Source organism: Brevibacillus fluminis, from assembly GCF_052072235.1.
GTDB lineage: Bacteria > Bacillota > Bacilli > Brevibacillales > Brevibacillaceae > Brevibacillus_D > Brevibacillus_D fluminis_A.
Genome location: NZ_CM125436.1, coordinates 5,771,620 through 5,790,513, shown reverse-complemented (window position 1 = coordinate 5,790,513; position 18,894 = coordinate 5,771,620). Strand labels below are relative to the sequence as shown.

General features: G+C 51.4%; 18 protein-coding genes and 1 other annotated feature. Of the genes, 12 read left to right on the top strand and 6 right to left on the bottom strand.

Annotation, left to right across the window (positions count from 1 at the left end):
• Positions 1–216: 216 nt before the first annotated feature.
• Both trpS and ACTID9_RS28150 read right to left on the bottom strand, forming a co-directional pair.
• A complete protein-coding gene (gene trpS, locus ACTID9_RS28155) occupies positions 217–1,203 on the bottom strand; it encodes a tryptophan--tRNA ligase (RefSeq protein WP_441068888.1) in 987 nt (328 codons plus the stop codon).
• A 65-nt stretch (positions 1,204–1,268) separates the two neighbouring features.
• Positions 1,269–1,538, bottom strand: a binding site (T-box leader).
• A 177-nt stretch (positions 1,539–1,715) separates the two neighbouring features.
• Positions 1,716–2,027, bottom strand: a complete 312-nt coding sequence (locus ACTID9_RS28150; RefSeq protein WP_441068886.1) for an ArsR/SmtB family transcription factor — start codon at positions 2,025–2,027, stop codon at positions 1,716–1,718.
• 271 nt (positions 2,028–2,298) lie between these two features.
• Here ACTID9_RS28150 and ACTID9_RS28145 point away from each other — a divergent pair, with 271 nt between their 5' ends.
• The 10 genes from ACTID9_RS28145 to ACTID9_RS28100 all read left to right on the top strand — a co-directional run bounded on the left by ACTID9_RS28145 (position 2,299) and on the right by ACTID9_RS28100 (position 11,934).
• Positions 2,299–3,027, top strand: coding sequence for an amino acid ABC transporter ATP-binding protein (locus ACTID9_RS28145; RefSeq protein ID WP_441068884.1), 729 nt, complete (start codon positions 2,299–2,301; stop codon positions 3,025–3,027).
• 54 nt (positions 3,028–3,081) lie between these two features.
• Entirely contained in the window at positions 3,082–3,936 is an 855-nt protein-coding gene (locus ACTID9_RS28140) for a transporter substrate-binding domain-containing protein (RefSeq protein WP_441068882.1), read from the top strand.
• An 88-nt stretch (positions 3,937–4,024) separates the two neighbouring features.
• Positions 4,025–4,678: an amino acid ABC transporter permease gene (locus tag ACTID9_RS28135; RefSeq protein ID WP_441068880.1), complete on the top strand. Its 654-nt coding sequence runs from the start codon at positions 4,025–4,027 to the stop codon at positions 4,676–4,678.
• Positions 4,679–4,693: 15 nt separating this feature from the next.
• Entirely contained in the window at positions 4,694–5,344 is a 651-nt protein-coding gene (locus tag ACTID9_RS28130; protein WP_441068878.1) for an amino acid ABC transporter permease, read from the top strand.
• A gap of 76 nt (positions 5,345–5,420) precedes the next feature.
• Entirely contained in the window at positions 5,421–6,692 is a 1,272-nt protein-coding gene (locus ACTID9_RS28125) for a sensor histidine kinase (RefSeq protein WP_441068876.1), read from the top strand.
• The gene (locus ACTID9_RS28120) at positions 6,689–7,618 is read left to right on the top strand and encodes a response regulator (RefSeq protein WP_441068874.1); all 930 of its coding nucleotides are present in this window, start codon (positions 6,689–6,691) and stop codon (positions 7,616–7,618) included. Before ACTID9_RS28125 ends, ACTID9_RS28120 begins: the two co-directional genes overlap by 4 nt.
• A 156-nt stretch (positions 7,619–7,774) precedes the next feature.
• Complete coding sequence (locus ACTID9_RS28115; RefSeq protein ID WP_441068872.1) at positions 7,775–8,872, top strand: nitric oxide synthase oxygenase; 1,098 nt, start codon at positions 7,775–7,777, stop codon at positions 8,870–8,872.
• Between the two features lie 136 nt (positions 8,873–9,008).
• The gene (locus tag ACTID9_RS28110; RefSeq protein WP_441068870.1) at positions 9,009–9,953 is read left to right on the top strand and encodes an iron-hydroxamate ABC transporter substrate-binding protein; all 945 of its coding nucleotides are present in this window, start codon (positions 9,009–9,011) and stop codon (positions 9,951–9,953) included.
• 330 nt (positions 9,954–10,283) lie between these two features.
• On the top strand, positions 10,284–10,703 hold the full coding sequence (locus tag ACTID9_RS28105) for a DUF1641 domain-containing protein (protein WP_441068868.1): 420 nt from the start codon (positions 10,284–10,286) through the stop codon (positions 10,701–10,703).
• Positions 10,704–10,752: 49 nt separating this feature from the next.
• The gene (locus tag ACTID9_RS28100; RefSeq protein WP_441068866.1) at positions 10,753–11,934 is read left to right on the top strand and encodes an NAD(P)/FAD-dependent oxidoreductase; all 1,182 of its coding nucleotides are present in this window, start codon (positions 10,753–10,755) and stop codon (positions 11,932–11,934) included.
• Between the two features lie 57 nt (positions 11,935–11,991).
• Here the strand turns inward: ACTID9_RS28100 and ACTID9_RS28095 are convergent, their stop codons facing one another.
• The 4 genes from ACTID9_RS28095 to ACTID9_RS28080 are packed head-to-tail and all read right to left on the bottom strand — an operon-like array spanning position 11,992 to position 15,458.
• Positions 11,992–13,677, bottom strand: coding sequence for a hypothetical protein (locus ACTID9_RS28095; RefSeq protein ID WP_441068864.1), 1,686 nt, complete (start codon positions 13,675–13,677; stop codon positions 11,992–11,994).
• 18 nt (positions 13,678–13,695) lie between these two features.
• Positions 13,696–14,136, bottom strand: coding sequence for a divergent PAP2 family protein (locus tag ACTID9_RS28090; RefSeq protein ID WP_441068862.1), 441 nt, complete (start codon positions 14,134–14,136; stop codon positions 13,696–13,698).
• A gap of 24 nt (positions 14,137–14,160) precedes the next feature.
• A complete protein-coding gene (locus ACTID9_RS28085; RefSeq protein WP_441068860.1) occupies positions 14,161–14,517 on the bottom strand; it encodes an SMR family transporter in 357 nt (118 codons plus the stop codon).
• 26 nt (positions 14,518–14,543) lie between these two features.
• Positions 14,544–15,458 carry a decaprenyl-phosphate phosphoribosyltransferase gene (locus tag ACTID9_RS28080; RefSeq protein WP_441068858.1) on the bottom strand — a complete coding sequence of 305 codons (915 nt, stop codon included), beginning with the start codon at positions 15,456–15,458 and terminating at the stop codon, positions 14,544–14,546.
• A gap of 382 nt (positions 15,459–15,840) precedes the next feature.
• Between ACTID9_RS28080 and ACTID9_RS28075 the strand changes: the two genes are divergently transcribed.
• Both ACTID9_RS28075 and ACTID9_RS28070 read left to right on the top strand, forming a co-directional pair.
• Entirely contained in the window at positions 15,841–18,264 is a 2,424-nt protein-coding gene (locus ACTID9_RS28075; protein ID WP_441068856.1) for an EAL domain-containing protein, read from the top strand.
• Positions 18,265–18,415: 151 nt separating this feature from the next.
• Positions 18,416–18,760: a DUF1904 family protein gene (locus tag ACTID9_RS28070; RefSeq protein ID WP_441068854.1), complete on the top strand. Its 345-nt coding sequence runs from the start codon at positions 18,416–18,418 to the stop codon at positions 18,758–18,760.
• The last annotated feature ends 134 nt before the right edge of the window (positions 18,761–18,894 follow it).

The following is an 18,894-nucleotide window of genomic DNA, read 5'->3' as shown; positions in this document are numbered from 1 at the left end:
CTGCAAACATTCGTTTTCTCGGCAGCGTTTTGCCCATGATGACCGGACCGAGACCGGCAAGGCCAAAAGACAGGCCGAAAAAACAGACATGCAACGGTGTCGACGTACGGCATCAGAAGCGAGAACGGAGCGGATGCCGGAAAAATATCGGGCAGAAACGCGTTATACAAAGTGGGTTGGGAACCGCGGAAAGCTCCCAACCCACTTTGTTTATCCTTACAAACGAGCCATACCCATCGCACGCTCTACTTTGTGCAGCATGTCATTGGCGACTTTGTTTGCCTTTTCTGCGCCTTCGGAAAGAATGTCATCCAGCTCGCTGGAATGGAAAAGCTGTTCGTAGCGCTCCTGAATCGGGCGGAGCGTCTCGACGACAACCTCAGCCAGTTCGGTTTTGAATGCGCCGTAGCCTTTGCCCTCGTACTGTGCCTCGATCTCATCCAGCGATTTGCCGGAGCAGAGGGAGTAGATGGTCATCAGGTTGGAGATGGCAGGCTTTTCGGTCTTGTCAAAGCGCACGACGCTGTCTGAATCGGTTTGCGCACGCTTCATTTTTTTCACGATTGTGTCGGCATCGTCGAGCATCGAGATGAAGGCACCCTGGTTCGGGTCGGATTTGCTCATCTTTTTGGTGCCATCGGCAAGGGACATGATGCGAGCGCCCACTTCCGGCAGGCGAACTTCCGGAATTGTGAAAATCTCGCCATAACGGTTATTAAAGCGTTCAGCCAGATCGCGTGTCAGCTCCAAATGCTGCTTCTGATCCTCGCCCACCGGTACAAAGTCTGTTCCGTACAGCAAAATGTCCGCAGCCATCAGTGGAGGATAGGCCAACAGACCGCCTGGAATCGATTCGCCGCGACCGTTCGCCTTGTCTTTGAACTGGGTCATGCGCTCGAGTTCGCCGAGGTACGAGCTGCAAAGCATGATCCAGCCGAGCTTGGCATGCGCTGGCACTTCCGATTGGATGAAAAGCGTGACTTTTTTCGGGTCGAGCCCGACTGCGAGATACAGCGCGGCCAATCGGCGAATGTTTTGGCGCAGCGTCTCAGGCTCTTGGGGAACGGTGATCGCATGCTGGTCGACGATGCAGTAATAACAGTTGAATTCTTCTTGCAGCGGTACGAAATGCTTCATGGCCCCGAGGTAGTTGCCCAGGGTCAGGATGCCGCTTGGCTGAATGCCGGAAAAGATCGTTTTCATGAGAATGATGCTCCTTTCAATGCTTTTTTTAGGTCATACAAATACAAAAAGGTCCATCCGCCCTGGACAGGGACGAATGAACCGTGGTGCCACCCTTGTTATTTCACGCATGACAAGTAATTCTTGCACATACGCAAAATCGCTTTAGCCGTACCCGATGATACGGTGTCCTCTGATAACGTACGGACGCAACGCCAAAGCCTACTGCTGTTCCGAGAACAGGTTCGGTTTGGAGCTCGGAAGCCCATTCAACATCCACTCGACACTGATTCGCACCAACCATCAGCTCTCTGGGGTCTCGTAAAATGCCTACTCTTCTTCCTCATCGCATGAAAAATCATACCCTTTGAGCAAACATTTTAACCAGTCATCGAAGAAAATGCAAGAGGCTGGTTCTCCTTACTCCTTGATTTTCTCGAAAGAGGCGTTATTAAGCCGGAACATCGTCTTGTAACCCGATTCATCCTATATTTGGTTAACCGGGTGTAAAAATCGTGAAGCACACTGTGGTGCTAGATCCGGTCTGTATCCGTTTCAAACAAGACTTTAAGCAGACCTGGAAAAAGCGCTTCCAGATCTTCGGTGCGCAGCGAGTAAAAATGCTGCTTGCATTCAATTCGCACTTTGATGACACCCGACTCCCGCAAAACCTTGATATGGTGGGAGAGCGTAGATTTGGCCACATTGACCTGAAACGTTGCACAATACAGTTCATGTTTATTGTACAGGCACTGGGCAATTTTAAACCGCACGGGGTCACTTAAGGCGTGCAGGACAGAAGTCAGCTTAATGCTGTCAATAGACGGTTGGAATGGTGTTCTCATAAAAAAATTGTAGCAAAAGTAACGGTAAACATCAATGTTTGATAAATATCGAACATTAGAACTTGAAAAAAAGAAGTACAACGCCGAGCAAGTCAACCAGCCGCTCGCAAGGCTGGTTTTTTCGCGTTTTTCCAATGTCCGAATTGCGTGTGGGGGGAACACTTTTTAGAAAATTAAAAAGAAAAAATTAATAACACTGTCTTTTTCAGTAGTTTCCGGTAGAGCTGTGGTTACGATATGTCTAGAAAAAGAGACAGAAGGGGGAACTTGGTTGATCAGCTTTCATCAAGTGAATAAACATTACGGGAGCTTCCACGTCCTGAAGAACATTAATCTGCACATCAACCAGGGTGAAGTTGTCGTGGTTATCGGTCCATCAGGTTCCGGCAAAAGCACGCTGGTCCGGTGCATCAATCGGCTGGAGACGATTACAAGCGGAGAACTGGTGGTCGACAACGTCAAGGTTAATGACAAGCAAACCGACATAAACAAGCTCCGGCGCGACATCGGCATGGTGTTCCAGCATTTCAACCTGTATCCGCACAAAACGGTGCTGCAAAACATCACGCTCGCTCCGATCAAGGTGCTGGGCATCCCTGAGAAAGAGGCGATTGAGACAGCGACCTACTATCTCGAAAAGGTAGGGATCCCCGATAAGGCGGAGAAGTTCCCGACCCAGCTGTCAGGCGGACAGCAGCAGCGTGTTGCGATCGCGCGCGGGCTGGCGATGAAGCCCAAAATCATGCTGTTTGATGAGCCGACTTCCGCGCTTGACCCGGAAACGATCGGGGAAGTGCTCGATGTCATGAAGAAGCTGGCCAAGGAAGGCATGACGATGGTCGTCGTCACGCACGAGATGGGCTTTGCCCGCGAAGTTGCGGATCGCATTGTTTTCATGGACCAGGGCCAAATCTTGGAGGAAGCGCATCCGCGGAACTTTTTCGCCAATCCGCGTGAAGAGCGGGCTCGCTTGTTCCTGAGCCGCATCTTGAATCACTGACCGAATGTAAGCGGTCTCATAAAGAGAAAAAACAAAAGAAAAGGGGAAATCAATTTGAAAGCGAATCGGATGTTGAAAAAAGTGGTAGGTTTTGGATTGGCAGCGATGCTTGGCGCGACGATGCTGGCAGGCTGTGGCGCAGGTAAAACAACAGAGGGTGCGGCTCCTGCAGGTCAAGGACAGGCGGCAGCGGCCGGCACGCTGGCGAAAATCAAGGAAAGAGGCAAATTCGTTGTCGGCGTCAAGTATGACCTGAACCTGTTCGGGCTGAAAGATCCTACATCCGGCAACGTCGAAGGGTTCGATATCGATATCGCCAAGGCGATCGCCAAAAAAGTGCTGGGCGATGAAAATAAAATCGAGTTGAAGGAAGTTACCTCCAAGACTCGCATTCCGATGCTCAAAAATGGAGAGATCGATGCGATCATCGCAACGATGACCATTACGGAAGATCGCAAGAAAGAAGTCGATTTCTCTGACGTCTACTTCCTGGCAGGCCAATCCCTCCTGGTGAAAAAAGACAGCCCGATCAACGGCCTGGCTGACATCAAGAAAGGCATGAAAATCCTCACTGCGAAGGGTTCTACCTCCGCTAAAAATATCCGCGAAAAAGCCCCCGATGCAGAGATCCTCGAATTCGAGAACTATGCAGAGGCGTTCACAGCGCTGAAAGCAGGTCAAGGTGACGCTCTGACGACCGATAACGCGCTCTTGTACGGCATGGCCAAACAAGATCCGAACTACCGCGTCACGAGCGAAACGTTCACGGAGGAGCCTTATGGAATCGCGGTAGCCAAAGGCGACTCCGAGTTCACTGCCACCATCAATGATTTGCTGAAAGAAATGAAGCAAAACGGTGAATACGACAAGATTTACGAAAAATGGATTGGCGAAAAGCCAAAGAAATAACCGATTCAGATGAGTTGCCCAGGATGAGCGGTCTCCCTACCGCTCATCCGCTCATTTCCATACATAGACAGGGGGATTCGCAACGCAGATGCTTGATTTTTCCATCCTTTTCGATCACTGGGACTATTTCCTCCAAGGCTTTGGGAATACGCTGAAAGCCAGTTTGCTTTCGCTCGTGGGCAGTTTCTTGCTGGGGACCATCATGGCCATTTTCCGGATCGCCCCGCTGCGCCCTTTGCAATGGGTGGGAACCGTGTATGTTGAATTCATCCGCAATATTCCGTTGATTCTCGTCGTCTTCTTTTTCTTTGTCGGGCTTCCCGCCATCGGTATCCGGCTTGAACCGTTCGTTGCCGGTACGCTTGGTCTGACGGTTTACACAGCGGCTTTCATTGCGGAGACGATCCGTGCCGGCATTCAGGCTGTGCCCAAAGGGCAGACCGAAGCGGCCCGCTCCTCGGGGCTGACTTATGGGCAAACCATGCGCCTGATCGTTTTGCCGCAAGCGATGAAAATCGTCATTCCGCCGATGGGCAACCAGTTTATCAATCTGGTGAAAAACTCATCCGTGCTGGGCGTGATCGCCGGCCTCGACCTGATGTATTTCGGCGATCTGATTTCCGCAGATACGTTTGTCACCTTTGATGTGTACATCTTTGTCGGTATTTTTTATCTGATCTTGACGCTTCCGCTCAGCATGATCGTCGGGTATTTCGAACGGCGACTGGCGAGAAGCCGATAAAAGGGAGGGAAAACCATGGATTTTATCGGCGCATACGCTCCCTCACATCTGACCTTTTTGCTGGAAGGCTTTCTGGTTACACTGGAAGTGGCTTTCTTGTCCATCGTGTTCAGCTTTGCGATCGGCATCATCGTAGGGACGCTTCGTTACGCGAAAATCCCGGTCGTCTCGCGCATTCTCGCGGTCATCGTTGAGCTTGTCCGCAACTTGCCGCTTCTGCTGATCATCTTTTTCACCTACTTTGCGCTTCCAGAAGTGGGACTCAAGCTGGAGAAGTTTTACGCAGCGATTTTGGCGCTGGTCATTTTTGAATCGGCGATGCTGTCGGAAATCGTCCGCAGCGGCTTGAATTCCGTAGAGAAAGGCCAGTTGGAGGCTGCGCGCTCCTCCGGTCTTACCTATAGCCAGACGCTTTGGCACATCGTGCTGCCGCAAGCCTTGCGCCGCATGGTGCCGCCGATCGTCAGCCAGTTTATCTCGCTGCTCAAAGATACGTCGCTGGCCGTCGTCATTGCGCTGCCTGAGCTGATGAACCACGCGCAAATTTTGAATGGACGCAATGTCAATTATGTCATTCCGACCTTTTTGATAGTGGCGGTCATGTATTTTGTCGTAAACTATGCGCTGTCTGTATTCTCAAAGCGTCTGGAAAACAAACATGTATAATCATTCCGGTTTTGCAGATCTCCATTTCCTAGTAATATAGGAATGGGAGATCTTTCATTTTGGGAAAGGGGTATCTATGCGCGATCGCCTGTTTATGCTTGTGATCATCATGCTGGCTACTGCCTTTTTTGGTGAGATGAAAGTGAACCCGTTCGGGGGTTCCTTTCGTTTTTCCCTGGGGATTGCCGCATTCTTTTTTGGGCTGCTATGGTTTCAATCGCTGCCCGTTTTGCTGACCGGTTTTTTGACGGGGACGTTTATTTGCGGCTTTCGGGTTGGGTTGGACATGATGATCAGCCATACCGCCCTGCTTGACAGCTTGCAGGCCCATTTGCCGTCCGCCTTTTACTATTTCAGCTTTTCCCTGCTGATCCATTTGAGCCGGGCGCGGCAATATCTGGAGTTCCCGCTTGGAGTAGGGCTGATCGGAGCCACCGTCGATTTCGCCTCCAACATGGTTGAGCTGTTCGTCCGCCAGCTGTTCGGCGATTTTCCCGACATGACGTTGCAAAGCATTTTGATGCTTCTCTTTTTCGGGGCTCTCCGCAGTTTTTTTGCTGTTGGCCTTTATAATAACTTTATGATTCGCCAGGTCCGGGCTGTCGGCGAGGTGCGGCAGCAGGAACTGGAGAAGCTGCGGATGATCAACACGGAGCTGTACGGGGAAGCGTTTTATTTGCGAAAATCGATGTCCCATCTTGAAGAAATCACCCGAGAAAGCTATCAATTGTATACCCGTTTGCTCATGTCAGAAAATACTGAATCTTACAAGGCGCTTCAAATTGCAGAGCATGTGCATGAAGTGAAGAAGGATTCGCAGCGCATGCTGGCCGGTTTGTCGAAAATCATCAACCAGGAAGGGCTGGATTCAAGGCTTGCGATTACCGATTTGTGCCAGCTCGTGATCAGGGCCAATCAAAAATATGCCGAAATGATCGGGAAGCGGATTCAGTTCATGATGACGTGCGAAGTGGACTTGTCAACCAGCCAAATCTATGAGCTGTTGTCGGTGCTGAACAATCTGGTGGCCAATGCGGTCGAGGCGATTCCGTCGGCGGGCTGGATTGAGCTGGCCGTCGAGCTGAGGCAGCGGGACATCGTGTTTCACGTGCTGGATAATGGACCGGGAATTCCGCGTGAAGAGCGGGAATGGGTATTCGAACCAGGCTACACCACCAAATACGATCAGGCCGGCAATGCCTCGACGGGAATCGGACTTACGCATGCGCGGGGCATTGTCCATAGCCTGCAGGGCAACTTGAGCATTGTGAACGACCACAAGCAATTGACTCATTTCGAGGTAACCATACCTACGGATCAACTGTTGCGGAAGGAGAGTGTGCTATGATTCGTTTCTTCCTGATCGAAGACGATGCGGTTGTGCGCAGAATGCTGGAGCGCATCATCAATGAAAGCGGTTTGGGCGAAATCGTCGGACAAGCGAGCGACGGCATCAGTGTCTCGATCGACCAGCTGTTCGGGGTCGATGTCATCCTGATCGATCTCTTGATGCCTGGTATGGACGGGATTCAAACGATCAAAAAGCTGAAGGGCGAAGGATTTGGCGGCCGTTTCATCATGGTGTCACAGGTGGAAAACAAAGAGATGATCGGTGAAGCGTATTCGCAAGGAATCGATACGTTCATTCAAAAGCCGATCAACCGGCTGGAGGTACTGTCCGTTCTCAAGCGGGTAGCCGACCATCTGTCGCTGGAAGCGTCGCTTCAATCGATCCGCAAATCGCTGCAAATTTTGGACGTGAAGGTGATGGACCAAGCCAGTCACGGCTTCGCGAAAACGCCCACCTATGGCATCGGGGCGTATGAGCAGACGAATCTGGAGCAAAAGGCCCGCCAGCTGATGCTCCAGCTGGGGATTGCAGGCGAGGCGGGGGCGCCTGATCTGCTGTTGCTTGTCCAATGGCTTACACAGGAGGAACGCAGCGAACTGCTGCGCGATCTCCAGCTGAAGGAAGTGTATGCACAAATTTTACATAAGCTTCATGGAGGATTGGACGTTCAGGCAGCTGGAAAAGAAGTCCGGGCGATGGAACAGCGCATCCGCCGGATGGTGCTGCAGGCGTTTAACCACTTGTCATCGCTTGGCTTGACCGATTATGCGAACCCAACCTTTGAGCATTTCGCGCCGCGCCTGTTTGATTTCCAGGAAGTGCGCCAGCGCATGCAGGAGCTGGAGGCGGGGGAAAAAACGACGAAGTGCCGCATCAGCGTGCGCAAGTTTTTGTCTGTCTTTTTACTGGAAGTAAAGGCATAGCAGTACACCGAGAAGGAGCGCGTGGGAACCGGATGTTTCGGGGCCGACGCGCTCTTGTGCTTCAATCTTTTGCAAAACCGCCACAAAGCTCGTTTGGATCAGCCGCTTGCTTTCTATATAATGTGTCTAACGATGAGTGGCAGGAGTAGAGGCAGAATGGAACGAAAACAACGGATCGAGGCAGCTGAACGCTTCATTCAGGCATGCTATAAAGAGCTGGGCAAAACAGACGAAGTGATGGCAGCACGACTGCAAGAAATACGCGAAGCGGTGGCTGAACGCGGCTACTACGAGCATACGAGCGAAGAACTCCAGCATGGGGCAAAAATGGCATGGCGCAACAGCAACCGCTGCATTGGCCGGCTATTTTGGGAATCCTTGCAGGTTCTGGATGCGAGAGAATGCAAGACGGAGGAAGAGATGGCGCAGGCGTTATTTCGCCATATCGCATTCGCTACCAACGGCGGTATCATACGCCCGACCATTACGGTTTTCCGCCCGCACGTCACGGAGGAAACGCAAATACGGATCTGGAATGACCAGCTGATCCGGTACGCAGGGTATGAGACAGAGGACGGAATCATCGGCGATCCCATTTCGGTCCCACTCACAGCTTACTGCCAGCAGCTGGGGTGGCAGGGGGCAGGGACGCATTTTGACATCCTACCGCTCGTGCTGCAGATGGGCAACAGACCGCCGCAGTTTTTCGAGATCCCGCGGGACATCGTGGTGGAAGTGCCGCTGACACATCCGGAAATCCCTGCTTTCGCCGATTTGCAGCTGCAATGGTACGGGCTTCCGGTCGTCTCCGGCATGAGGCTGGAGATTGGGGGAATCGATTACACGGCAGCTCCGTTTAACGGCTGGTACATGGGGACGGAAATCGGTGCGCGCAATCTCGCCGATGCGGACCGCTACAACATGCTGCCCAGAGTAGCCGACATCATGGGGCTGGATCGAAGCCGCGAAGCCACGCTTTGGAAGGACAAGGCGCTGATTGAGCTGAACGTAGCGGTGCTGCACTCTTTTAAGGAGCGCGGCGTCATGATCGTCGATCACCACACCGCAAGCCAGCAGTTCCAACGGTTCGAGGAGCGCGAGCAGCGTCACGGTCGCGGGATCACAGGCGATTGGACCTGGCTCATCCCGCCGATTTCCCCGGCGGCCACCCATATTTTCCACAGTGCGTACGAAGATCGCATCGAGACGCCGAACTTTTTTTATCAGGAAAAGCCATATGAAAAGAAAAACTGAAGATATTAGGTCAGGCGAAAAAGATCATCCGTTCCTCGTTCGGATGATCTTTTTATTTGGGTTGTCGTCAAGCGTTTCACTGTGTATTATATTGATAATGATAATCATTATCTTTATAAAAGGAGCTGGATTGACTATGTTTCGATTTGCAAAAATCGGTGCCCCTGCATTGATGATGGCACTTCTCTGCGTTTTGGCGGCATGCGGCCATTCAGCCGGGAGCAGCACTGCGCAGCCATCAGCGGAACCGGCATTTATCACCTACAAAGCGGCAAACGGCGAGGTCAAGGTTCCGAAAGATCCGAAGCGCGTGGTCGTGATCGCCGACAGTTACACAGGTGATTTCATGGCGCTCGGAATACAGCCGATCGGAACAACCCAGGGGGCACTGGAAAACCCGTATTTCAAAGGGAAGACCGACGGGATGGAGAACATCGGAGAAGGGACATCGATCGAAAAGATTCTCGAGTTGAAGCCGGATCTGATCATTGCTTTCACAGGAACGGAAAATCTCGACCAATTGGAAAAAATCGCACCGACCGTAGCGATTGAGTATGGAAAGCTCAATTACAAAGACCAGCTGCGCGAATTCGGCAAAATGACCGGACGGGAAGCGCAGGCGGAGGCATGGATCAGCGGCTGGGAGAAAAAAATCGCTGCGCTCAAGCCGAAGGTGGAAGCGGCGGTGGGGGACAAGACGGTTTCGATTCTCCAGCCTTATGCAAAAGGCATTTATGCGTTCGGTGACAAATACGCGCGGGGCGGAGAGATCATTTACGGCGAATTCCACCTGAAAGCGCCGAAGGCGGTCCAGAAGGAGACGATCGATAGCGGGACAGGCTGGGCCAATGTGTCGCTGGAGACGCTGCCTGATTTTGCCGGCGATTATATTTTCACCAGCGCCTGGTCAGGCGACGATGCTGATCCCGGCGCCGTCTATGACACCAAAGTGTGGAAGGCATTGCCGGCAGTGAAAAACAACAAGGTTTTCGCGATTGACCGAAAAGGTTCTTTATACAATGATCCGATCTCGCTGGAAGCGCAGCTGGACGATATTGTAGCGAAGCTCACCGAGAAATAAGCGATGCCATCCGGAGCTTTTCCTCTTTGTAACGTGGGAAAGCTCTGTTTGAAAAAAATGGCAAAAAATCAATTCCATTAAAAAATTGTTTTCTATACTGTTTGTGCTGGAGATGATATATAATAGTATTGAAATAGTAAGTCGTATTGTAGGAGACTTTGTGAATTTTGTAACAAAGTCTGCGGCCTTTTCGATTGTACAGATAAGAATTTCATAAAATCCTTATCCGGAATTCGTACAACTAAGGCCCCGCAAAAAGCTTGGCGGAGCCAAGTTTTCGAAATAAGACGCACAGCATCAGACTTTATCACAACGTAAAGGAGTTAAGTTATGTCTGAACAAGCAGTAGTTACCAAAGAAGAGACAGTTGCACGTGTGGATGTACTTGATCAACTGATGAAACCTGAAGTACAGGAATCCTTGACTGTCTTGGTTGACAACCTTCCCAAGCTGGCAGAAATGGTGACCATGCTCACCAAAACGTACGATATTGTACACGGTCTGGCTACCGACAAAGTATTCGTTGAAGATTTGAAAGGCGGCGTGGAGGAGTTCGTGAAACCGATCCAGGAAAAAGCGATGGGAATCGCGGCAGCCGCTTTGGAAGCGAATGAGCGCTCTCAAGAAGCGACAACGACCGTGGGCCTGTTCGGCATCCTGAAAATGCTGAAAGACCCTCAAGTGCAAAAAACACTGCACTTCGCACAAGCATTCCTTGAAGTATTGGGCGAGAAAAACAAACAAAAATAAGAGAAGCGATCTTACAACAACGCTGATGAAATAAGGATGGAGGATTCGTATGTCAAAGCAAGTATTGATCTTGGGCGGCGGATATGGCGGTTTGTTGACCGCATTAACAGCGAGAAAACATCTGTCTGCTGAAGAAGCTACTATCACAGTGGTGAACCGTTTCCCAACTCACCAAATCATTACCGAGCTGCATCGTTTGGCTGTAGGCAACCTGAAAGAGAACAACGTAGCGCTGTCTTTGGACAAGCTGCTGAAAGGCAAAGACGTTAATCTCGTAATCGACACGGTTGAGGCGATCAAGCCAGAGGACAAACGCGTGACATTGGCAAGCGGCGAAACGCTGAGCTACGATGTGCTCGTTATGGCGCTTGGAAGTGAAACGGCTTTCTTCGGAATCCCAGGTCTGCAAGAGCACAGCTTCACGCTCAAATCGGTCAACGATGCAAACAAAGTTCGCCGCCATGTGGAAGAGCGCATCGAGGCGTACAGCAAAACCAAAAACAAAGCGGACGCTACAATCGTTGTCGGCGGCGGCGGATTGACCGGGATCGAGCTGGTTGGCGAATTCGCTGACATGCTGCCAACCTTGTGCCGCAACAAAGGAGTAGATTTCAAAGAAATCTCCCTCTACTGTGTTGAAGCAGGTCCTTCCATTCTGGCTGGCTTCAACCCTGAACTGGTTGAGCGTGCGAAAACCAGCTTGGAAAAACGCGGCGTTACGTTCCTGACCGGCGTTGCGATCACCGAAATGAAGGAAAAATCCGTATCCTTGAAAGATGGAAGCTCCATCGAAACGAGCACGCTCGTATGGACTGGCGGCGTGCAAGGAAATGCTTTGGTTGGCGCTTCCGGCATCGAGTGCAACCGTGGCCGTGCAACCGTTAACGCATTCCTGCAATCCACGTCCCACCCTGATGTGTTCGTAGCTGGCGACAGCGCTGTTGTTTTCCCAACAGGCCAAGAGCGTCCTTATCCTCCTACAGCACAGCTGGCATGGCAAATGGGTGAAACTATCGGATACAACATCTTCGCTTCGTTCAAAGGTGCACCGATGGAAGAATTCAACCCGGTATTCTCCGGAACACTGGCTAGCTTGGGCCGCAAAGATGGTATCGCGACTCTCGGTGCGAGCCAAACTCGCCTGAAAGGCATGCCTGCTTCTTTGATGAAAGAAGCGAGCCATATCCGTTACCTGACTCACATCAACGGCTTGTTCTCGCTGGTTCACTAATACGATTGAAAAACCCGGCTGACCGTTATGGTCTGTCCGGGTTTTTTTGTGTTTGGTTTACTTCAATACATACCGTGCGCGGGAAGCGACAAGCCCTTTGGCATTTGTATCCTTGTCATCGATTTTTCCTTCCACAAAGGGGATGCCCGCCTCTTGCAAGCGAAGCCTGTTGGAGTTGAAATGATGGAAATCGATGAGCACGGTTTTCTTGCTGGCTTTGATGTCGGCAAGCTGCTGTTTGGCTGCCTCATTGACCCAGGACTGGTCGGAGATATGGGAGCTATTGACCATCACCATGTTGATCAGCAGTACGCCAAGCAGCATCCGGCTCGCATTCCGGGAAAAAACGCTTCGCGATTCCAGTCCGGCAATCGCGATCAGCACAGGGATTATCCAAAGCTGCGGCACATAGCGCGCCCACCACGATTCCGGATTGACGAGTACGCTCGCCAAGAGAATGCCGCTGATCAACAGCACCGGTGCTGCCTTGCGCCTGTCTCCGGCGAGCACCGTGACGAGTACGACCAGAAGAAGCAGGAGCGCTCCGCCAAACAGCGGTCCGAATCCGGCAACGCGCACATCAGGCGCATTGAATACTTTTAACTCCGCAGATGTGAGGGTAAAAGGCAATTTCAAGGAGGTTTCGTCTTTTCCCGCGATGTTTTCCGATTTGGCGAACAAAGAAATCGCGAGTTTTTCGATGCTGCTTTTTCCCCTGAAATCATGCGGGCTGTTGTAGGTCATAATGTCGACGGCATGCGGCCCTGCCAGCGGATAAAAGGGATGGCCCTTCGTCAGCGTGTTGGTCACGTACGGATTGTAGCCCACTACCGCGACGGCGAGCACAAAGCTGGCGGCGAAAGCGGCCAGCAGCCTTTTCCAGCGCCTCTGTTTGTCGTAGAAGAGGAACAGGAGAAAGATGCCTCCTCCAAGCAGCACCGCATAGACCAGTGCCGTGAATTTGACCTCGGCCAGCAGCATCAGCGCTGCGCACAATGCGGCCAGCACCCAGCCGTGATAACGCTTGAACAAAAGAACGCCGAGAGCGCAAATGATCAAGATGAGCGACCCGAGCTGACCATCGATATAATACGATGTCGCCTGACAAATCACGACCGGATTGCAGGCGAGCAGCAGCGAAATCAGCACGGCCCGCGTCTTTTTTTCCGGATAGGCGGCAAGCATCGCAGCCACACTGAGCAAAAATGAGGAGAACAGAAGCAGCAGGTTGAACATTTTGCCCAGCTCGATCTGATTCGTCACCTTGTACATGACCGCATCCAGCAGCCACGGCCCTTTGGCGTAATGGTTAATCCACAGATAGAAAGCCGTCAAAATTTCTTTTCCGTCCATTTTCGCGATCTCTTCCTGGCTCGGTGCCAACAAGGGCGGATCGACAACGGGGTTCCAGCCTTGGGCCAACAGCATGATGGCCTCCTGGTGATACGTTTGGCCGTCAAACGACAGGTCGTAGGTTGTGGCGCTGACATACCAGCACAAGCCTGCGATTACCAGCAGACCAGCCAGAGTCCACACCATCCAGCGCCCCCGGAAAACGGGAACAAATGTATAAATGGCTCCCACTAGGCAAATGAGTGCTGCAGTTGCCGATAGCCAGAAGCTGAATGCCGACACCGGGACACCGAACAGGAACAAGACGGAGGTCGAGGTGACGATGGCCGCCATGAACAGCAGCAGGGTGATTCCGAGCAGCAAGGTATAGGTGGCAGTACGGTTTTTCATCGCAGTCACTCCCTCCCGCTATCCCAGCAGCCCTGGGACAAGCTTGGCGAGGGTGTGCAGTACGAAGGCGAGCAATACGCCAAGCACAATTCCTCCGACGATCTCCCATTTCGTATGCCCCATGCTTTCCCGCAACGGTTTGCTTCCCGCCGCTTCCGGGTGTTCCTTTGCCAATTGATTCAGCAGCGCAGCGTGTCTCCCAACCGCTCTGCGCAAGCCGGTTGCATCGATGATGATGATGAACGTCACCGCCACACCCAGTCCGAATACAGGATGCGTAAAGCCTTCTTGCAGGCCGATCAGACAGATGGTCGTCACCATTACGGTCGTATGGGTGCTGGGAAAACCGCCGTTTCCCACACGATGACGCGCTTCTTTTCCGAAACGCAGATAGTTGATGATAAATTTGGTCGTGCCCGAAACGAGCCAGCCGATAAACGGCGCCAACACATATAGCATGAAAAAAACTCCTTCGATTTGATGCTAGGACTGCGAAATCACAACAACGCCGACAACGATGATCGCCAGGCCGGCAATGCGCATCGGTGACATCGGCTCATGGAAAAACCACACCGACATCGCAGCGACCAAGACATATCCCAGAGCAGCCATCGGGTAAGCGTAGGATAGCTGTACTTTTTCGATGGCAGCGATCCAGACAAATGCGGAAATGCCGTACAAGGCCAGCCCAACCATGATCGGGAGGTTGGTCAGGTAGTGCACGAATTTCATTAGCAGCATGTCATTTTTCCCGGAAAGCGAAGAAGCCCCCATTTTCATGGCGACTTGCCCCGATGCGCTGAGTATGACGGAAATGAGGATGAGAAGCAGTGATGGCATAACGGAATCCACAACCTTCTGTGCTGTTATTCAAAAAAGTGAATGATGCCGGCCACGGCGATGACGTACAGCATGATCGTCACGAAAATGGGCTTGTCCTCCAGCAATACCTTTTCGGGGCTGCCTCCCTTGTTGGTGATCGTAATCAGGTAGAGGTAGCGGAAAATGCCAAAGATGACAAACGGGATCGTCCACATCAATTGGACCGTCCGGCCCGAGGTAAAGGTGAACAACGAGTAGCTGATGATGGTGGCCGATGTGACAATCGTATTCAATTGATTCAACAATTCGGGCGAATAGCTCTCCAGCACTTTGCGGTGAGCCCCTTTTTCTGTCTGCAAAAGATGCAGTTCATGCCGCCGTTTGCTGATTGCCAAAAACAGCGCGAGCAGCATGGTGCAGAGCAAAAACCAAGGCGTGAACGGGGTGCCGATCATCAGGCTGCCGCCAATTGCGCGGAGCACGAAGCCAGCGGAAATGATCATGACATCCAGGATTACAACGTGCTTCAGCTTGAACGAATAAGCGACATTGAGCACGAAATAGAATGCCAGTACAGCCCCGAAAAGCCGGTCAAAATAAAATGCGGCCAGCAGCGAACCGATCAAAAGAAATGCGCCAAATGCAATCGCAAGCGCAGGATTCAGCGCGCCAGACGCCATCGGCCGGTGTCGTTTCTCCGGATGGTTCCGGTCATTTTTGATGTCGGCGAAGTCATTTAATATGTAGACACAGCCCGAAACGAAGCAAAACAGGAAGAAGGCGATGACGGACTTGCCGACGACGTGAACGCTCACCTTGTTCAGCGAAAAGAGCAAGGCAGCGAAAACGAGCAAGTTTTTCGTCCATTGATGCGGACGGAGTTGGCGAATCAATAAAAAAACTACGTTTTGCGCAGGTGACTTTACTTTTACTTCTACTGAGTTTGATGTAGCCCCCATAAGTCTCTCCTAATCAAAAGAATAGTGTATCGTAGTAATGACGATTTTTGTAAGAATAACGTTACATGATCGGATACAAATTGGCAAAAATTGTAGAATTGTCATGATTCTAGCAATCCCTGCCCGCTGAACAGATGTGCAGGCCAGGCACGGCAATCATCATACCATACAAGTGCTTGCAAGAGGAGCCACTTTCATTGCGAAAAACGTACCATTTGCAGGGGAAAAGCGTCTATACCGCTTGTTGTCTTCTCTTCACTGATGTAGCATATATTTTCGAGGACAAAAATTGTTCATCGACGTTGTGAGGGCAGGATCGCTTGCAACCACACGATGTCGATTGTTGCATATGCACGTGGAGAAAGCGAGGAAAGGAGGGATCATGATGGAAGAACATCTTCATGGTACATACAACTGGCTGTTGATCACCTTATCGTACGTGATTGCGGTTACGGCTTCTTACTCTGCTCTGGATTTGGCGGGCAGAATCAGCACTTCTGCCGGAAGGGAACGCTTGCTTTGGTTGATCTGCGGTGCGCTGTCGATGGGGATCGGGATCTGGTCCATGCATTTCGTCGGCATGCTCGCCTTTTCTCTTCCCCTGAGGATTTCCTATGACAGCAAAATGGTTATCGTATCGGTATTGCTGGCGATTTGTGTTTCATTCATCGCGCTCATCGTCGTCGGACGCAACGAGCTGAAACGAATGCAGCTGATCATTGGCGGACTTCTGATGGCGGCTGGAATCGTGGGGATGCACTATGTTGGAATGGCCGCAATGAGCGTCGATATTCACTATAAGCCGGTGTTGGTAGGATTGTCGGTCGCGATTGCAGCGACGGCGTCGCTTGCCGCACTTTGGCTGTTGTTTTATTTTCGCAAGGATCAGGCGCGCCACGTCGCATTGTCCAAGCTGATCAGCGGGATGATCATGGGTGCGGCGATTGCAGGCATGCACTACACAGGCATGGCCGCTGCGGAATTTCAGCCGAGCACGGGAGCCGAGCTGACGGCGCAGAACGGCATTAAGCCGGGGATTCTCGCCGTTATCATCGCGGCGAGCACGCTGTTCATGCTCGGTTTAACGATGCTCGGTGTCGTGATCAACAAACGACTGTCGCAAAAGGATCTGGTTATTCGTGAAAATGCGAGATGGTACCGTTCGCTCTATGAAAACAATGAAGACGGGATCATTTCAATCGACACAAAAGGACGCATCTTGAGCTTCAATCCGGCCATGTCGCGCATCACAGGTCTTCAAAAGAAAGCTTACGTTGGCCAGCATATTTCCCGCATCGGCCTCGACCAGGTGATGGCAGGGGAAACAATGCCGGAAGATACGCCAAGCAGGCGCGAAACGAGCATCCTGCATCAAAACGGCGATCCGCTTGCATTGGCCGTCACGCAAATCCCTGTGCGTATCGATGGGAAAGTCGCAGGGTACCATATCATTGCCAAAGACATCACCGAAGAGAAGCGAATCAAAGAATCGATTCAGCATTTGGCTTATCATGATGAGCTGACGGGATTGCCGAACCGCCGCAAGTTCAATAGTCTGATCGAGGAAGCGATCGAACAGAACCGGAAGCAGCGAGCGCCATTCGCGGTGATGGTCGTTGACATCGATCGGTTCAAGATGATCAACGACTCATTGGGGCATGCGTACGGTGATTTGTTTCTGCAGATGGTCAGCGAGCGGATGCAGGCCAGCATGAAGGACCATCAAGCGATTCTCGCCCGAATGGGGGGAGATGAGTTCACATTTCTTTGCTTTCATGATGAGGTGGAGCGTGATGCGGCCGTGTTGGCGAAGCGGATCATCGCGTCCATCCAGGTTCCCTATCATCTGAAGGACAATGACTTTTACGTGACGGCCAGCATCGGGATCGCGATCTATCCCGAGCATGGCACCGATGCCGGCGAATTGCTGAAAAACGCAGATACCGCCATGTATGAAGTGAAGAAAAGAGGCAAGAACGATTACGAGTTTTATTCGGATGAGCTTGATGTGTTCCTTCGCGAAAAGATCGAGCTTGAAGACGATTTGCGCAAAGCCATTGAGCGCAACCAGCTGCATATTCACTATCAGCCGCAAATCAGCACGGTACATAATCGGATCACGGGGGTAGAGGCTTTGGTCCGGTGGAACCACCCGACAAAAGGCGAAATCCAGCCTGGCGTCTTCATTCCGATTGCGGAGGAAGCCGGCATCATTTTCGAGATTGGATCGTGGGTGCTTCGCGAAGCATGCAGCCAAATGCGCAAATGGCACGATGCCGGAGGGCCGCTTATTCCTGTCTCCGTCAACTTGTCGTCACAACAGTTCCACCATTTGAACCTGCCGAAATATATCCGCCAGATTCTTGAGGAAACGGGCTTGAAACCGGAATATCTCAACTTGGAAATCACCGAAAGCATGATGATGGATGCGACGGTATCGACCACCATTTTGCAAGAGCTGGCGGAATACGGGGTCCGATTCAGCCTGGATGATTTCGGAACCGGGTATAGCTCGCTTGGATATTTGCGTAAGTTCCCGATCCACAAGCTCAAAATCGATCGCTCCTTCATCACGGACATAACGATGAACAAGCATGACCAGGCAATCGTGGCGACGATCATTTCCATGGCCAATCATTTACAGCTGGATGTGATCGCCGAAGGGATCGAAACGCAGGACCAGCTCGACATTTTGATGAGCAATGACTGCAAAGAAATCCAAGGCTACTATTTCAGCCGACCGCTTCCGGCAGCAGAGGTGGAGGAACTGCTCTTTGCCCATGCAAAAACAGAACAGACAAGCTGATGTCGTTGATTGCGGCATCGGCTTTTTTCGTTCAGGATGTCACGAAGTGCAGCTGTAAAAAATTTTAACTGGCTTCCTTCAGTAAAATGATTTTTAATTAAAGGTATCAAAATAGATAGCATGACAATTATACAGCAAAGAAGGAATTAACATGCCGTTTTTACGTTTTAAAGGCTTTGACAAAGAAAGGCTCACGGCTGTGGCTCCGCAAATGATCGAACGCTTTGCGGCGATCGCCAACATTCCGGAGGAGATCGTCAAGCTTGAGCTTTTACAGGTGGAGGCGATCAATAAGACGCCGCTCTCGCTGGAAATTTTCATGTTTCAACGCGAGCAGCAAGTACACGATGCGATCGCTGCCATGATGAACCAGCTGCTTGAGGAGCATGGTTTTGCCAACGTGCACATCTTCTTCATCATCTTGAATCCATCGCTTTACTATAAACAGGGACAGCCGCTGAAGGAAGTGCCGCGACTGCCGGTGTCCCATTCATAACAGCGAAAAAACCATTGGGCTCCTATCGTCCAATGGTTTTTTTTACCCCCGTATTCATCGAACGAACAATCATCCGGGCGAACTTGCCAGACATACAGGTAACGACACAAATGATTATTGATTATTCCGGACGA

Coding starts and splice junctions, on each gene's coding strand:
- ACTID9_RS28120 (WP_441068874.1), top strand. CDS start 6,689: ATGATTCGTTTCTTCCTGATCGAAGACGATGCGGTTGTGCGCAGAATG.
- ACTID9_RS28150 (WP_441068886.1), bottom strand. CDS start 2,027: ATGAGAACACCATTCCAACCGTCTATTGACAGCATTAAGCTGACTTCT.
- ACTID9_RS28115 (WP_441068872.1), top strand. CDS start 7,775: ATGGAACGAAAACAACGGATCGAGGCAGCTGAACGCTTCATTCAGGCA.
- ACTID9_RS28075 (WP_441068856.1), top strand. CDS start 15,841: ATGATGGAAGAACATCTTCATGGTACATACAACTGGCTGTTGATCACC.
- ACTID9_RS28135 (WP_441068880.1), top strand. CDS start 4,025: ATGCTTGATTTTTCCATCCTTTTCGATCACTGGGACTATTTCCTCCAA.
- ACTID9_RS28130 (WP_441068878.1), top strand. CDS start 4,694: ATGGATTTTATCGGCGCATACGCTCCCTCACATCTGACCTTTTTGCTG.
- ACTID9_RS28070 (WP_441068854.1), top strand. CDS start 18,416: ATGCCGTTTTTACGTTTTAAAGGCTTTGACAAAGAAAGGCTCACGGCT.
- ACTID9_RS28110 (WP_441068870.1), top strand. CDS start 9,009: ATGTTTCGATTTGCAAAAATCGGTGCCCCTGCATTGATGATGGCACTT.
- ACTID9_RS28105 (WP_441068868.1), top strand. CDS start 10,284: ATGTCTGAACAAGCAGTAGTTACCAAAGAAGAGACAGTTGCACGTGTG.
- ACTID9_RS28085 (WP_441068860.1), bottom strand. CDS start 14,517: ATGCCATCACTGCTTCTCATCCTCATTTCCGTCATACTCAGCGCATCG.
- ACTID9_RS28095 (WP_441068864.1), bottom strand. CDS start 13,677: ATGAAAAACCGTACTGCCACCTATACCTTGCTGCTCGGAATCACCCTG.
- ACTID9_RS28090 (WP_441068862.1), bottom strand. CDS start 14,136: ATGCTATATGTGTTGGCGCCGTTTATCGGCTGGCTCGTTTCGGGCACG.
- ACTID9_RS28080 (WP_441068858.1), bottom strand. CDS start 15,458: ATGGGGGCTACATCAAACTCAGTAGAAGTAAAAGTAAAGTCACCTGCG.
- trpS (WP_441068888.1), bottom strand. CDS start 1,203: ATGAAAACGATCTTTTCCGGCATTCAGCCAAGCGGCATCCTGACCCTG.
- ACTID9_RS28125 (WP_441068876.1), top strand. CDS start 5,421: ATGCGCGATCGCCTGTTTATGCTTGTGATCATCATGCTGGCTACTGCC.
- ACTID9_RS28100 (WP_441068866.1), top strand. CDS start 10,753: ATGTCAAAGCAAGTATTGATCTTGGGCGGCGGATATGGCGGTTTGTTG.